Here is a 13,724-nt window from a genome sequence, read left to right on the forward strand (position 1 = left end):
TCACTGCAGTATGCTGACCTGCAATTACTAGCGATTCCTCCTTCACGCAGGCGAGTTGCAGCCTGCGATCTGAACTGAGCTTTGGTTTGCGGGATTTGCTTGCGATCGCTCGCTTGCTGCCCTCTGTCCAAAGCATTGTAGTACGTGTGTAGCCCAAGGCGTAAGGGGCATGCTGACTTGACGTCATCCCCACCTTCCTCCGGTTTGTCACCGGCAGTCTCTCTAGAGTGCCCAACTTAATGCTGGCAACTAAAAACGAGGGTTGCGCTCGTTGCGGGACTTAACCCAACATCTCACGACACGAGCTGACGACAGCCATGCACCACCTGTGTTCGCGCTCCCGAAGGCACTCTCAACTTTCATCAAGATTCGCGACATGTCAAGCCTTGGTAAGGTTCTTCGCGTTGCATCGAATTAAACCACATACTCCACCGCTTGTGCGGGCCCCCGTCAATTCCTTTGAGTTTCACCGTTGCCGGCGTACTCCCCAGGCGGGATACTTAACGCGTTAGCTACGGCACGGCTCGGGTCGATACAAGCCACGCCTAGTATCCATCGTTTACGGCTAGGACTACTGGGGTATCTAATCCCATTCGCTCCCCTAGCTTTCGTCCCTCAGTGTCAGTTACGGCCTAGCAGAGCGCCTTCGCCACTGGTGTTCTTCCTGATCTCTACGCATTTCACCGCTACACCAGGAATTCCCTCTGCCCCGAACGTACTCTAGCTATGTAGTTTCCACTGCTTCTATCTAGTTGAGCTAGACTCTTTAACAGCAGACTTTCATTGCCACCTGCGGACGCTTTACGCCCAATCATTCCGGATAACGCTTGCATCCTCCGTATTACCGCGGCTGCTGGCACGGAGTTAGCCGATGCTTATTCCTCAGGTACCGTCATTGTGTTCTTCCCTAAGAAAAGAGGTTTACGACCCAAGAGCCTTCCTCCCTCACGCGGTATTGCTCCGTCAGGCTTTCGCCCATTGCGGAAAATTCCCCACTGCTGCCTCCCGTAGGAGTCTGGGCCGTGTCTCAGTCCCAGTGTGGCTGATCGTCCTCTCAGACCAGCTACTGATCGTCGCCTTGGGAGTCCATTACACTTCCAACTAGCTAATCAGACGCGAGCTCATCTCTAGGCAGCAAGCCTTTCACCTTTCGGCACATCCGGTATTAGCCACCGTTTCCAGTGGTTGTCCCAGACCTAGAGCCAGATTCTCACGCGTTACTCACCCGTCCGCCACTGTGTCCGAAGACACCGTTCGACTTGCATGTGTTAAGCATACCGCCAGCGTTCATCCTGAGCCAGGATCAAACTCTCCGTTTTGTTGTGTTTCGAGTTTGTGGCTCCGAAAAAATATTTTCCGGAATCCTGTTGTTAATTTTGATTATCCTTTTGGATTTACCAAAAGCAAAATCTTTTGACGAGGATTGGTTTTTTCTTAAGCTTTCAAAGTATTATGTTTTACAGGTTCAGCAGTGGTTTGGCGTCTGTCGCCTTTCCACTTAACTAGAGTAACTAGTCATCCCCTAGTTTGTCAAGGGGTAAATTTATTTTTTTCTAAAATTGCAAATCGCTTGCCTGGACTTGCTTTTGGGTTAATAGGTTAAGCAACAGGAGCGAGGCGAGAACGAAGTGGCTAAACCTGAGTGTGTGAATAATAGACGTTACTTGTCTCTAAATGGGAGCTGATGCAAGTTAAGTAATTAATAATTATTGAAAAAGGCAGGAGGTAGTCTTGCTGGAGGTATGTATCTTGAATCCAAATACCCTAATCAATTAATTATATATAAAAGATATATAAGAGCATAGTTGTTGGGAAGCTTGCGGTTTAAGACTCCCATCCTACACGTGAGGCTTATATGGACATTTACGCGATCGCCATCACTACGATCGCCAAGCGTTTGGAGGAGAAAATAGGCGTTACAGTGAATCTAGCACTGTAGAGGGACTTCAAAATTTATAATGAGTTTTTGATAAACAGCTAAAAACTAGACTAGGCAATAAATACAGATGATCCGACCGCGTAAGGTCTTTGCTCAACATTGGCTCAAAAGTGAAAAGGCGCTCGACGCGATTATAAAAGCAGCTGAGTGTACACAAAGCGATCGCGTCCTGGAAATTGGGCCTGGAACCGGGCTTCTGACTCGTCGTTTATTACCCTTAGTACAATCTCTGGTTGCAGTTGAAATAGACCGCGACTTATGCCAACTGTTATCAAAGCAACTTGGTAAGACTGAAAATTTTTTACTTCTGCAAGGGGATTTTCTCAGCCTAGATTTACCATATTATCTGGCAGCCTTTCCCAATTTCCAACAGCTAAATAAGGTAGTAGCCAATATTCCCTACAATATTACAGGGCCAATCATTGAGAAACTACTAGGTACCATCGCTAACCCTAATCCCGAACCATTTGACTCCATAGTGTTGCTGGTACAAAAAGAAGTAGCAGAAAGATTATATGCTAAATCAGGCTCAAAAGCTTTTGGGGCGTTGAGTGTGCGGGTACAGTATTTGGCTGAGTGTGAGTTAATCTGCACAGTTCCAGCGACCGCATTCTATCCATCGCCAAAAGTCGATTCAGCAGTGGTGCGATTGCGTCCCCGAAAAATAGAAATACCAGCGCTTAATCCCCGACAGTTAGAGAATTTCTTAAAGTTGGGATTTGGTGCCAAGCGCAAAATGTTACGAAATAATTTGCAATCTGTTATGGAGCGCGATCGCTTGAGCCACTTACTGGAACAATTAAAAATAAATCCCCAAGCTAGAGCCGAAGACCTCAGCGTTCAGCAATGGGTAACTTTAGCAAATGAATTGGGAGTAGAAAGTAGGGAGTAGGGAACAAGGCAGATTTTTCCCATTCCTCCTTCTTCATTCCCCATTTCCCACTCCCCATTACCCCTTATCCCCTTCAGGGGCCCCACCTTCCCCACTTCCATAAAATGCATTCCTACAGCCTAATTGCCCCTGCCAAAATCAACTTATATCTGGAAATCATTGGTAATCGCCCCGATGGTTATCACGAGTTAGCCATGATACTTCAAAGTATCGGACTTGCCGACAAAATTGATGTGCGTCCCATTAGCACTGATACTATTAGAGTTCACTGCAACCACCCACAAGTACCAACAGATAAAAGTAATCTGGCATACCGCGCAGCAGAATTAATGGTGAGGCAATTTCCCGAAGCCTTTGCTAAACATGGAGGTGTAGAGATTACCGTTAATAAACAGATTCCTGTAGCTGCTGGGTTGGCTGGAGGTTCGACAAATGCAGCGGCTGTGTTGGTAGGGATAGATTTATTATGGAAGTTGGGATTAACTCAGTCAGAGTTAGAAGAGTTGGGAGGTACACTCGGTTCAGATGTACCTTTTTGTGTAGCGGGTGGAACTGCGATCGCAACAGGTAGAGGTGAGCAACTTTCTCCCCTGCCGAGTTTAAATAACATATATATAGTATTGGGGAAATACCGCAGTTTGGAAGTTTCCACCCCTTGGGCATATAAAACCTATCGACAGCAGTTTGGTCATTCTTATATTAGAGATAGCGACAACTTGGCAGCGCGCGCTAATGCAGTTCATTCAGGAAAAATAGTAAAAGCTATCTGGGATAAAGATGCCAGAGAAATTGCCCAAAAACTGCACAATGATTTAGAGCGTGTCGTCTTGCCAGCCTATCCGCAAGTCTTGCAGTTGCGAGAAATGTTTGCAAATCAAGAAGGCGTTTTAGGAACAATGATGTCTGGTTCTGGTCCAACAGTTTTTGCTCTTGTTGAGTCTCAGCAGCAAGCAGAACAAGTGAAACTGCAAGTTAGGGAAGCAATTCCTGATGAAGACTTAGAATTGTTTGTGACTCGGACAATTACACACGGTATTCAGGTGGCATCTTCAGTTTAAATAAATCTTTATTGTTAATGGAGTATGAGGAATAAGCTGATGGATGAGCTTTGAAATTGCATAGTTCAAATCACCAAAAAAACGCAAAGACGCAATTTAAATGACAAATAATAATTATTCCTAATGCTCCAATCAAAAATCTAACATCTAAAATCTAAATATTATGAATGACCAAAATCTAACGCCGCAAACAAATGCTAAAGAACAGGTGACAGCTAGTCCGTTACGCTGTTTTACTGGGGCGGCGATTTCTGGAGGTATGGCATTTGCAGCCTATTCGCTGATGATTGCGATCGCAACAAATTTTGCTAGTAAACCGATCCATTCAATCAATCCATTGGTGATAAAGATTTCTTCTGCTATCCGCACTCTGGTTGTTGGTGTAGTTGCTTTAGGTAGCGGAATTTTTGCTATAGTCGCAATTGGTTTGTTGGCTTTGGGAGTGCAATTATTAGTGCAGCAATTGACGAAGCAAAAAAGTAGTGAAAACTAGTAATTTGCTTTTAATCAGTCATCTAAAAGCACAAGTTTTTCTAATATTCTCCAAGGAGTTGATTTTACTCTTGCCAAATTTATTTAGCACAAGCAACAGGCGCAGATGCAGTGCTAGTGGTTCTAGTAATTCTCTAGTTTATTGTATCCCTAATGTTGTCAGACATAGCTCCTTGAATAGCAGATGTTTTAATTTGAGTGAATAGTATAAAATTTGACTTTAAAAGATTTTGAGTTGACACTTTATAGACTGGCTCAATATTCACAAATTTATGCGGAATTGATACCAATAACACTGAAATCGATAACAACATTATTTATAAGCAAGATTTATGAACACAATCAAGAGATATTTTTTACCCCCTATTTTTGTGACAATGGTTGTGAGCCTGGGTAGTTGTAGTTCTAACCCTACCGCAGGTAATATTGATAGCGCAACTTCATACCCTACCACAGTACCAGCACCGACGAATAGCCTACCTTCTCAGTCTCCCAGCCAAATTCCTAGCGTAGCTCAATTGAGAGAAAAATCTCCTAATCAAGAATCTTCTAAGGAAAATACGCCTTCCTCACCAACTTCTAAGGTTGCCACTAGCAAAACTACTAATGTAACACTATACACCAGTGATACCCAATGTCAAAAACTAATTCCAGAAAATGTTTCAGTACCAGCCGAGGAACCAGTGACAAATGTTGTAAGTAAAATATTAGAAAAACGAGATACAAGCGACTTTAGCTTATCTGGGTATCGTGTCAACATCAAAAATGGCATTGCTACAGTTGATTTACGAATATCTCCTGAGTCAAAGCGGCAAATAAGTTCTCTTTCTAGTTGCGAACAGTTTGCTCTGTTTGGCAGTCTCCGCAAAACCTTAACGAGTAATGCTCAATGGAATATTAAAGAGGTTCGCTTCAGGGAGCGAGGCGAGGAAATTGTTCTTTAGTTAAATATTGTAATAAGTGCCGTCATTAGCTAGCTAAAAAAATTTCCTAATTTGAACACCTACAGGAATTATGCATCAGTAGTTGTCAAAATAGTGTATTTTCCAGCCAATTGAAAACAGCTGTAAATAGTGGTATGCTTAATTTTAGGCATAAATTTATGTTAGTAATTTGCGGGTGTAATTCAGTGGTAGAATGTCATCTTCCCATGGTGAACGTCGTGGGTTCGAGTCCCATCGCCCGCTCTAAAATCTGTAACTTTTAGCCAGTAGTGCGATCGCTATTTTCCTGAAATAGGAAAAACCCTGACATAATCCTTACTATGTCAGGGTTTTAGGTATTTGAAATGCTGTGGCAGTATTTTGTTAAATTGACAAATAATTAGTTAATCTACAATTCATCCTTTATACTTCAATCGGTATTCTACTTACCCGCCTAAAGTCCGCGTATAAATTACCTGACCTTGGGAATCATAAAGAAAAAGGGACAGATTGGCATTTTCACCAATTACGGCTAGGGCTTCGCGTAAGATTTGCAAGTGATTGGTAACATCAACAGCTGTATCCGAATTTTGAGAATAAGGATTAGCCAAGTTATTTTGCCTTATTTGGTCATACTCAGGGGTTAGTCGGACAATAATTTCTGCATTGTCTATGCTAAAAGTGCAAATCCGAATTCCATTAATACAAGTCTTATCTAAGTCAGTGCGGGTTTGTTGCAAACTACTAACAACTTGTACTTTTTCTTGTGCTTGTTTGAGCGCAGATGAATAGGGTTCGATGAGAGACTGAGCCTGAGTGTAGTACAAGCTATCTTGGGGAACTTTTTTAGTAGTTTGTAAAGCCTGCTCCCAATATATCGCCGCTGCTTGCCATTGTTTTTGTTGTTCATAAACTTTGGCTTGCTTGGCAGTGGTAAGGGCCTGTTGGTAGGTTTTAACAGCTAATTGTTCTTTAGTAGCGCGATCGCGTACTAATACTAACTTAGGTTTATAATCTAGCAACAGCTTTTGGGCTTCTTGGTATCCAACGCTATTTCGAGGAATCGTATTCAAGGCATTGATTACCACCAGCCAAGTAGACTGCGCCTTTTGCCAGTCATTCAAGGATTTAGCAGCAGCTTCCTGCTTCTCGGCTGCAACAGCTACACCTTTTGCCATTGTTAGTTTTTTCAGCCATTTTTCCTCAATAAATATCTGTTGATTTACAGCGTGCAAACGGACACGATAATTCAGTAATTTACCCTGCACCAGCCCATAAAGTTCGCTACTAGAACTTATACTTTCTAGTGGCGCTATAGCCTGTCGCCATAAGTGTTGCCTAGTTTGTAATTCCTCTAAGCTAGATGCTGGAGTTTGAACTTTTTGTGTCGCTAAAGATGCCGTTTGCAAAGCTTTGACCACCCGATCGATTTTTTGCGATCGCCCAGATAAACTTGCTTTTAGTTCCTGTGATAGTTGGTAACGAGGCGACCAACTAGGAATTACATTCAGGTCTGTGCTGGCTGCTGCAAGTTGCTGTTGTACAGCAACTAATTCTTTTTCAGACTTGGCGCGGCGCATCAGTTGCGGAGATTTTATTTTTAATTGCTCGGCGTTTTGTATTTCCTTACACTCAGACATCACGCAAGGGCGAGTCAATAAGTAAGCACCACCGCCTAAAACTATAATTCCCACCAACGCTGCACCCAGGAGGATAGGTTTGGCCTGGAATCCTGGCTTTGAAGCCGAGAAATTCGGCACATCTGCAAACGGGGTCAAAGAGTTCTTCTTCTTCTTTTTCTTCTTCGCTTTCATTGATTAATGGAGAATATGTCAGAGATGATGAGGGGGATATTACTTCCTCATCTTTTTGTACTTCCCCATCTCCCTCTGCTACCCATCCCCCCGTCGGCTTCAACGCCAAGAAACATTTAGCATAAGGAAGTTGTTCGCCAAAAACTCTCAGAAAACATTGCACCCGTTGCTCTTTGTGGGGTGTTAGAGACTGAAGTACCTCCTCAATGATTGCAAAAATTAGTTGAGCGTCAACGATTACATCTGACGCGTGTTGCGTTAAAATCATTAGCTCGCCTTTATTGACGACGCACTTAACCTCGAAGACTTCAGCAGTTGAGACTTCTACAAGTAATTGTTCTTGCAAAGTTTTGGCTAAAAGCTGTAAATCTTCCTGCTGGACTGCTACTTTCATACAGCTTTCCCGCTGAATTTCTATATTGTTTTGATTATCTTTAAGGGGATGAAATGAACTTTTTAGATTTGTTGAATGCAAATGCACAGTTTAATCAACCACAGCCTGAGAATCTGAACGACCAACTTTCTAACACAAATTCTGATTTTTCACCAAAAATTAAAAAAGTAGTTATTGTTCGTGGCGATACATTTTTACAGCGCTAGATGCAAAATTAAATAATCTGTCTTCAGGTATAAATTACAAATAAAAAATGGGAATAATAGAAGATTTGGGTATTTTCACTGCATTACTTTGCGATAATTAAATTCACAAAAGCTACTGCTTTGCGAAACGCTAGTTGCAAGCAATTGTTGCCAAATTATCTAAAGGTTAAGAAAACGATGCTATGTCAGAGGGTTTTGACAAAAAAGCTAGTTATCTTCTATGCTGGGGAACTTGCTGAGGAAATTAATTATGTGTTGTGGCTCTGGCACAAACAAGTTGACTATCAAAATTAATATGCTTCATTTGCTGAATTCGATAAAATTGATCCGTGAAAAATAAGTTTTTATAGCTGCAAAAAGGTTAATTCTGCAATAAAGGTGCTGCAAAATATCAAGACAGGAATAACCAAAATCTTGGAAAGTGTCAATACAAGGTGTATCAATGGATTTATTAGAGTACCAAGTTAAAGAATGGTTTGCGGAGATAGGCATCCCGGTATTGCCTTCCCAACGAATTGACCATCCTACAGATTTGAAACGGTTAAAAATTCGCTTTCCAATTGTACTGAAATCTCAAGTCCACGGAGCGGAACGGGCAAAAGCTGGTGGAGTCAGATTTGCCCAAACGACTATCGATGCGATCGCAGCAGCTCAAAATATCTTTAGTTTACCAATATGGGGCGAATTGCCGGAAGTTGTACTGGCAGAATCTAAATACGACGCTAACCAAGAATTTTATCTAGCAGTGGTTTTAGACACAGCTGCCTGCCGACCGGTACTTTTAGGTTGCAAAGAAGCAGACATCGATTGGGAATCGGCTGGGGAAAGAATGCACTACGTTGTCGTGAAGCAGGAATTTTCGCCATTTTATGCTCGACGATTGGCTTTGAAAATGGGTTTGCAAGGAACGCTGATGCAGTCGGTAAGCAGCGTTGTCGAGAAGATGTACCACTTATTTGTCCAAAAAGACCTGGATTTAGTCGAAATTAATCCCTTGGCAGTCAGTACTACTAGTCAAGTTATGGCTCTTAATGGTAAAGTCAGGGTCAACGAACGGTCGATCAAGCGTCATCCCGATCTTGCCGAGATGGCAGCAAAAATTATCAGTCGTCATACCACTACTGAAATTAACGGTATTTTGGGTGACTGGGATGGTGTGCAAATGCATGGAAAAATCGGTATTTTAGGTAACGGTACTGGTTCAGTGATGGCAACTTTAGATTTAGTTGCGAATGCTGGTGGCAATCCAGGTGTTTGTTTGAATGTACGTCATGCTTTCCTTACAGATACTACACCAACTACCTTCCGCGATCGCCTAGAAACAGGTTTGAAAATGCTGGAGGCTGATAAAAGCATTCAAGTAATACTAATTAACTTTCTAGGTAGCATTCCGCAAACTGAGGAAGTGGCTGAAGTTATAGCTAGAGTAGTGCAGCAAGACGACAGCGAACTTCAATCACAGGTTGTACGTTCTAATGGTAGTAAAGTTCGGCGAGAGCTTAATTTTCCATCCTTAGTTGTCCGTCTTGCTGGTTCTGAATTTAACACTGCGAGAAAATATTTGACAACACTAAAAACCCGCACCGATGCGCTTGTCGTGGTAGAAAATTTAGATGAGGCAGTGGCAGCAGCAGTTCTCCTTGCTAAACCAACGGTTAATAAAAGATAGTGAATGTCATTGTGTTCCAATTTAAAAATCAAAAATTATTAATTTTTACCGTCGGGTATAAATTGTTGAATTTGATGCTCAAATCAAGTACAGCTTTGCTTTCTGGGACTAAATTATATAGTACATCCAAACTGGATATTCCTATCTAGAAGTGCGTTTTCTCACTTTTGGAACACTCAGCTTCCAGACTAATTTTTGGAATTTCAGTAAAAATTGAATCAATATGACACTGTAAATGTGTCATTTCTATGCTCTGTGGTTGAAGGCACTGGTTGCCAAACTTAAGGTAATTTTTTATGAACCTAACGCCAGAAAGTAAAGTCTTAATTCAAGGCTTTTGTGAATTTATATCAGGCACTCATGTTGCTCAAATGAAAGCTTATGGCACAAATTTAGTAGCTGGTGTCAATCCTGGATGCGGCGGACAGGAATTGCATGGACTGCCAGTATTTGATTTAGTAGAGGAAGTAATAGAACAATTTGGGGCAATTGACACGACAATTATTTGTGTAGACCCTTACGACGTGTTAGATGCAGCATTAGAAGCGATCGCATCTAATATTTGCCAGATTATTATTATTACTGCTGGTGTGCCGCCTTTGGATATGGTGCAATTACTCCGCAAAGCCGAAGCTTGTGAAACTTTGGTAATCGGGCCAAATAGTCCGGGGATCATTGTACCGGGAAAAATTCTCTTAGGGACTCAACCCAGCGAATTTTATACCCCTGGAACAGTGGGGATCGTTAGTCGTAGCAGCACCCTCACCTACGAAATAGCCTACGAATTAACAAAAGCAGGTTTAGGGCAGTCGATTAGTGTCAGTATTGGTAGTGATGCGATCGTCGGTTCCTCATTTTTGCAATGGCTGCAAATTCTCGATGAGGATGAAACCACACAAGCGATCGTTTTAGTCGGTCAACCCGGTGGTGGTAGTGAAGAAGCAGCCGCGCGGTATATTGCTGAAGCAATTGATAAACCAGTAATTGCCTACATTGCAGGTAGACTTGCACCACCAGGAAAAACTTGGCGTCAAACCGGGACTTTAGCAACAGTTATCGGACGCGATCCCAATTTTGGCACAGCCCAAAGTAAATTAGCTGCTTTAAAAGAAGCAGAAGTGACAGTAGCAGAACGCCCTTCTCAAATTCCAGAATTATTGCGAAAAGAAATTAACTAATTACTAATACTTCGGCTCCCAACTCTTGGAGAGGCTGCGCCCTAAGCGTAGCTATGCCGCAGGCTTTACGACTTCGCTACCTCGACTCCGCTCGGCACAAGTCAGGGCAAGACGTTCAGTACAAGTTCGTAATTCAATTTTTAACTACGAATTACGAATTATTTTAATGAACGATTTTGAGGGAACAAGTAGGCGATCGCAGCATAACCCGAAGCACTGAGTAAACTAACCAAAAAAGCAGCCAAAATAAAAGTAGACATAATGTTACACTCTATGCGTTTCTAAAATCCTGGCATTCATCAACAAGCTAGAATTTTGGATACTTTCAAATTAGCAATTGGGTATGACACAGCCATGACTACCTTGTGTCAATCCCTCGGATCTCAAGGTTTTATGGCTCAACTCAAGCCAAAGGCAGAAAAAAGCGAAACGTACTGCCAACTCCTAATTCGCTTTCTACCTGAATTTGACCGCCTTGTAATTCAATCAAACGGCGGGAAATAGTTAAACCAATACCAGTACCTCCCGAATGGCGATCGCGCGATTGATCGGCTCGCCAGAAGCGCTCAAACACATGAGGCAAATTTTCTGGAGCGATACCAATGCCTGTATCACTAACCGCAATCGAGAGTTGAGAAGCTTCAGTCCCAACAGTAATGGTAATTGAACCTTCGTTAGTGTAACGAACTGCATTACCTAGCAGATTAACCAATACCTGTTCCGTGCGGTCAATATCTGCTAATACAGGAGGTAGCACAGATGGACATTGCAAGAGCATAACTGGCCCATCTTCCAATAGTTGGTCGGAAAATTTTTCCACTAATGACTCTAACAATGGACGCAAATTTACCCGTTGGATATTAATTGGTAGATAACCGGCTTCTGCTTTGGATAGTTCTTGTAAATCGTTCACCAACCGCTCTAAGCGTCGAGTTTCTTTAGCTAAACGCCGATAGATTTCAGGAGACGCTTCAATTTCCCCATCAGCCAGTTCTTCCAAATAACCGCGCACTACAGTTAATGGTGTTCGTAATTCATGGGTCATATCTCCGATCACTTCTCGCCGCCGCGCTTCTACGCCTTCTAAACTGGCAGCCATGTGGTTGAAACTACTGCTCAATCCACTAAGTTCTGGAATGTCAGATACAGGTAGTCGTGCATCCATCTGACCAGCAGCAAATTTTTGGGTGATTTGTTCCATCTCGGTCAATCGCTGCATAATTCGTCTCGACACCCAGTAACTCAATCCTCCGGCGGCGGTAGTACCCACTAAGACTGACCAAAGAGTGCTGCGCTGCCAAGCAAGTTCAAATCCTGTCACCAATTCAGCACGGACATCGATTAAGTCGAACCCCTGATTTTCTAATCCTTCCAAATGCAAGACAAATAAGCGTGGGGAAGAGATTTTGCTGATGCTCACCAGACTAGCTACCCCCACGATCATTACTACTAAGTGGGAGAAAAATAGCCGCCCTCTCAGCCCCATCTTCATAACATTTACGCCACCAGAGGATCTTCAAATTTATAGCCAACCCCAACAACAGTTTTAATAAAAGTGGGATTTGCCGGATCGGGTTCAATCTTTTTTCGCAACCGAGCTACATGAGTATCTACCACTCGTTCATCGCCAAAAAAATTATCTCCCCAAAGTTTATCAATTAGTTGGGTACGGTTCCAAACTCGACCAGGATTACTGACAAAGGTGGTTAGCAAGTTAAATTCTAGGGTAGTTAAGTCCAAAATCTCAGGTTCTTTGGAATTCATCTGGCGACTGGCAGTGCGCTGGTCTACATCGACAATAAAGTGTTGGGTACGATTGACTTGATGTTGTCCCCCTTGGCGGAGGCTACGCCGTAATAGTGCCCGCACCCTAGCTACTAACTCTCTAGGGCTAAAGGGTTTGACCATATAATCATCAGCACCAGTAGACAGACCAATGACGCGATCGATTTCTTCACCCTTAGCAGTAAGCATTAAAATGTAAGGATCTTTCGCACCTGGTTTCTGGCGAATTCGGGCACAAACTTCCAACCCATCCAAACCAGGAATCATTAAATCTAGAATGATTAAATCCGGTGGTTGCTCTTGAAACATCCGCAAAGCATTCATGCCATCGCGGCTAGTGCGACAAAAAAATCCTTCTTTTTCTAAAGAGAGTTCGATTAAACGAGCAATTTCTGGTTCATCTTCAACTATTAAAATATCCATCCGAAAATACGCAGATTTAAAAAGATGCGAGGAGTGGGAGATGAGAGGGATAAGGGGTACAAGGGAAGGGGGATAGAGTAGACAAGGGTGACAAGGTAGACAAGGTAGCAATCTTTCTGTTTGAAGTTCTGATGGTCGAAAACCTCCGATCGGACTTTTCTCCTTGTCTACCCCCTCTTCCTTGTCTCCCTTGTCTCCCCCCTCTATTACCTAGAGATTTGAATTTGTTGTGGTGCGATAACTATAACCAAGATTAGAATCTTTTTGAATGTGTGTTTTAATACTATCGAGGTCAATGAAGCAGTCAGCAACATCAATCAAACTTTCACTAGTGGTTGTTTGCAGACTGACTACTTCCACCCGAACTCCCATTCTGCTGACAGCGTTCACAGCATAAGCTAAATCTCCATCGCCACTGACTAAAACCGCTGTATCGTAATAAGGAGCTAAAGTTATCATATCTACAGCAATTTCTACGTTCAGATTTGATTTTTTGAAATTCTCTGTTGGTACAACGAGTTCCTTTGCCACTACGCGATAGCCATTGCGACGCATCCACAAAAGAAAACCCTGCTGCTTTTCATTACTGATATCAACTCCAGTATAGAAAAAAGCACGCAACAGTCTGGAACCACTGGTTAAATGACAAAGCAATTTAACGTAGTCAATTTCTATGCCGAGTTGTAAGGCTGTATGGAACAGGCTTAAGCCATCAATAAAAATAGCAACTCGACCGCGATTTAAGTTATTCAAAATCGAACTATCAGGTGCAGGATCTCGCATCTTGGTATCTTTACCTTTGACAGCAGTATCGCTCAAATTTTGCCCTTGCCAATGTGGTTTCGCTTTGAGTACTTTAGATTCCTTAAATTCATTTCTTTGTTTGCTAAAATTAGTTATAATCATTGATACCTCTGATTTTAAAGCTGTAAAGAATTTTGACTAAATTTT

At 42.4% G+C, this 13,724-nt stretch carries 10 protein-coding genes, 1 tRNA gene, 1 rRNA gene and 1 pseudogene (1 of these 13 cut by a window edge); 8 read left to right on the plus strand and 5 right to left on the minus strand.

Annotated elements, in window-relative coordinates; translation table 11 throughout:
* Positions 1-1,319: ribosomal RNA gene (locus NSTCB13_RS24335) — 16S ribosomal RNA — on the minus strand; it reaches 170 nt to the left of the window's first position.
* Between the two features lie 687 nt (positions 1,320-2,006).
* On the opposite strand from NSTCB13_RS24335, the gene rsmA reads away from it, so the two are divergent.
* The 5 genes from rsmA (at position 2,007) to NSTCB13_RS24360 (ending at position 5,568) form a co-directional block, all read left to right on the plus strand.
* On the plus strand, positions 2,007-2,831 hold the full coding sequence (gene rsmA / locus NSTCB13_RS24340) for a 16S rRNA (adenine(1518)-N(6)/adenine(1519)-N(6))-dimethyltransferase RsmA (RefSeq protein WP_445630394.1): 825 nt from the start codon (positions 2,007-2,009) through the stop codon (positions 2,829-2,831).
* A gap of 104 nt (positions 2,832-2,935) precedes the next feature.
* Positions 2,936-3,889: a 4-(cytidine 5'-diphospho)-2-C-methyl-D-erythritol kinase gene (ispE, locus tag NSTCB13_RS24345; protein WP_448274075.1), complete on the plus strand. Its 954-nt coding sequence runs from the start codon at positions 2,936-2,938 to the stop codon at positions 3,887-3,889.
* Positions 3,890-4,052: 163 nt separating this feature from the next.
* Positions 4,053-4,382 carry a DUF3082 domain-containing protein gene (locus NSTCB13_RS24350; protein WP_445630392.1) on the plus strand — a complete coding sequence of 110 codons (330 nt, stop codon included), beginning with the start codon at positions 4,053-4,055 and terminating at the stop codon, positions 4,380-4,382.
* A 331-nt stretch (positions 4,383-4,713) separates the two neighbouring features.
* Positions 4,714-5,325 carry a sporulation/spore germination protein gene (locus NSTCB13_RS24355; protein ID WP_448268095.1) on the plus strand — a complete coding sequence of 204 codons (612 nt, stop codon included), beginning with the start codon at positions 4,714-4,716 and terminating at the stop codon, positions 5,323-5,325.
* Positions 5,326-5,496: 171 nt separating this feature from the next.
* Positions 5,497-5,568: transfer RNA gene (locus NSTCB13_RS24360), tRNA-Gly, on the plus strand.
* A gap of 182 nt (positions 5,569-5,750) precedes the next feature.
* Here the strand turns inward: NSTCB13_RS24360 and NSTCB13_RS24365 are convergent.
* A pseudogene (locus tag NSTCB13_RS24365) lies at positions 5,751-7,512 on the minus strand (hypothetical protein).
* A gap of 53 nt (positions 7,513-7,565) precedes the next feature.
* Between NSTCB13_RS24365 and NSTCB13_RS24370 the strand changes: the two are divergent.
* From NSTCB13_RS24370 to NSTCB13_RS24380, 3 genes are all read left to right on the plus strand, one after another.
* Complete coding sequence (locus NSTCB13_RS24370; RefSeq protein WP_448274076.1) at positions 7,566-7,718, plus strand: hypothetical protein; 153 nt, start codon at positions 7,566-7,568, stop codon at positions 7,716-7,718.
* A gap of 442 nt (positions 7,719-8,160) precedes the next feature.
* A complete protein-coding gene (locus tag NSTCB13_RS24375) occupies positions 8,161-9,387 on the plus strand; it encodes an ATP-grasp domain-containing protein (RefSeq protein ID WP_448274077.1) in 1,227 nt (408 codons plus the stop codon).
* A 296-nt stretch (positions 9,388-9,683) separates the two neighbouring features.
* Complete coding sequence (locus tag NSTCB13_RS24380; RefSeq protein ID WP_448268097.1) at positions 9,684-10,565, plus strand: succinate--CoA ligase subunit alpha; 882 nt, start codon at positions 9,684-9,686, stop codon at positions 10,563-10,565.
* Between the two features lie 403 nt (positions 10,566-10,968).
* Here NSTCB13_RS24380 and NSTCB13_RS24385 read toward each other — a convergent pair whose 3' ends face one another.
* The 3 genes from NSTCB13_RS24385 to NSTCB13_RS24395 all read right to left on the minus strand — a co-directional run bounded on the left by NSTCB13_RS24385 (position 10,969) and on the right by NSTCB13_RS24395 (position 13,679).
* On the minus strand, positions 10,969-12,057 hold the full coding sequence (locus tag NSTCB13_RS24385; protein ID WP_445630386.1) for a sensor histidine kinase: 1,089 nt from the start codon (positions 12,055-12,057) through the stop codon (positions 10,969-10,971).
* Positions 12,058-12,062: 5 nt separating this feature from the next.
* Complete coding sequence (locus NSTCB13_RS24390) at positions 12,063-12,773, minus strand: response regulator transcription factor (protein ID WP_448268098.1); 711 nt, start codon at positions 12,771-12,773, stop codon at positions 12,063-12,065.
* Positions 12,774-12,983: 210 nt separating this feature from the next.
* Positions 12,984-13,679, minus strand: a complete 696-nt coding sequence (locus NSTCB13_RS24395; protein WP_445630384.1) for a LabA-like NYN domain-containing protein — start codon at positions 13,677-13,679, stop codon at positions 12,984-12,986.
* Positions 13,680-13,724: the final 45 nt, after the last annotated feature.

Source organism: Nostoc sp. DSM 114160 (assembly GCF_053470305.1).